General features: G+C 71.3%; 1 protein-coding gene and 1 pseudogene. Both read right to left on the bottom strand.

Annotated features, from left to right (window positions below):
• Window positions 1-220: 220 nt before the first annotated feature.
• Complete coding sequence (locus tag K6I33_RS34885) at window positions 221-946, bottom strand: hypothetical protein (protein WP_229358803.1); 726 nt, start codon at window positions 944-946, stop codon at window positions 221-223.
• Window positions 943-1,573 (bottom strand): annotated as a pseudogene (locus K6I33_RS34880) (hypothetical protein); the annotation flags it as partial. The gene K6I33_RS34885 and the pseudogene K6I33_RS34880, both read right to left, overlap by 4 nt.

Genomic DNA, 1,573 nt, shown 5'->3' with positions numbered 1-1,573 from the left:
GCTGGGGGTAGCCGTAGCCGGGCTGGCCGGGGGCGCCGCCCTGGCCGTACGGGTTGGGCGGCGGCTGCTGGCCGTACGGGCCCGGCTGGGGGTAGCTCATCAGTTCCTCTTCGACGCAGTTCTCTCACGCGACACGCGACAGCTCCGCGCCATCTTTCCCGATGGCTTATTCCGGCTTTACCTCGGGCCCGCAACGGTTTCGGAACAAGTCCCGTATGTGCTACTGCGAGACGGCCGTGCGGGTGTCGTGGCGGAGGCCGGCGGTGAGTTCGGCCGCCCGGTCGAGGGGGATGTCACGCCCGTAACGGGCGAACGACGCGTCGGCCAGGGAGACCGTACCGACCGTGTCGTGGTCGGCCCACACGCACAGCGTTCTGATGTGCGTCGGCTTGTCGTCGGTGCCCGCGAGGGTGAAGCGCGTGCCCTGGCACTTCAGCACCGTGTCCCGGTCGAGGCCGTCGGGCGTGAGCCTCTGCGGGCGGCCCGACCAGGTGAACGTGCTGAGGCGTTTGTCCTTCTTCGCCGCCGTCGCCGCGCTCAGGAACAGCATGTCGACCGAGCGTTCGGGGTCCTCGACCCGGCCCCAGATGCCGGTGAAGCTCATGTTCTTGCGGAGCTCAGTCGTGTACACGGCGTGCACCCGCTGTCCGTTCGTCACCCCGAGGAGGAACATCGCCCGGCTCACCTGGTCCCCGGCCACGTCCTTGTCGTCCCCGTCCCCGGGTGCCTTCTCGTAGCGGCCGTCCAGGATCGTGTCCGGTGTCGTCAGGCGGTAGTGCCGCGATGGGCTTGGCGACGTTGTGGCAGTGGCAGACGGAATCGCCTTCGCGGGGCTCGCGGAGTTGTGGTCGGCGCTGTCGCAGCCTGCCAGGGCCGTCAGCGTCAGCAGGGTCAGCAGGGCCGTCCCCGCCGGCGTCGCCGCGGCCCGCACGCGACGGCGCGTCACTTCGTCAGCTCCACCCGCGTGTCCTTGCGCACCTTCGACGTCAGCTCCGCCGCCTCCGCCAGGGGGACCTTCTTCCCCGCCAGGACCGCCGCCGTGTCCAGGCTGAACACCGCTTCCGTCGTGCTGTGGTCGGCCCAGACGCACATCTGCATCGTGATGGGCTTGCCGCCCGGGGCGGTGGTGCCGACCAGGTGGGTGTGCTGGCACTTCATCACCGCGCCGTCGTCCAGCCCGGAGGGGGTGACGCGCTCCGCGGTGCCCTCGAGTTCCATGCGGCCCTCGCCGTCGCCGTCGTCCCTCTTGAGCGCGGCGCCCAGCGACGCGAACATGCCGTCCACGACGCGTTCCGGGGTCTTGATGCGGCCCCAGGCGCCGGTGAAGCGGACCTTCTTCTGCGTCGGCCCCGGGCTGCCCGTCTCGTACGCGCCCGAGATGGTCTCCGGGTCGGCGACGCCCATGTGGCGGAGGTCGGCCTTCTCGTCCGAGCCCAGCACCGGCAGGTCCGCGCCGGTCTCCTTGCGGTACTCGCCGGCCAGGATCGTGTCGGGGGTGACGAGCTTGTGGCGCGGGCCCGCCTCCGTGACCGGGCCGCCGCCGTCCTTGCCGCCCCCGCCGGTCCCACCACCC

The organism is Streptomyces sp. UNOB3_S3 (genome assembly GCF_020740895.1).
Classification (GTDB): Bacteria; Actinomycetota; Actinomycetes; order Streptomycetales; family Streptomycetaceae; genus Streptomyces.
Note: the sequence above shows the minus strand (reverse complement) of the source record. Positions and strands in the feature narration are given on the sequence as shown.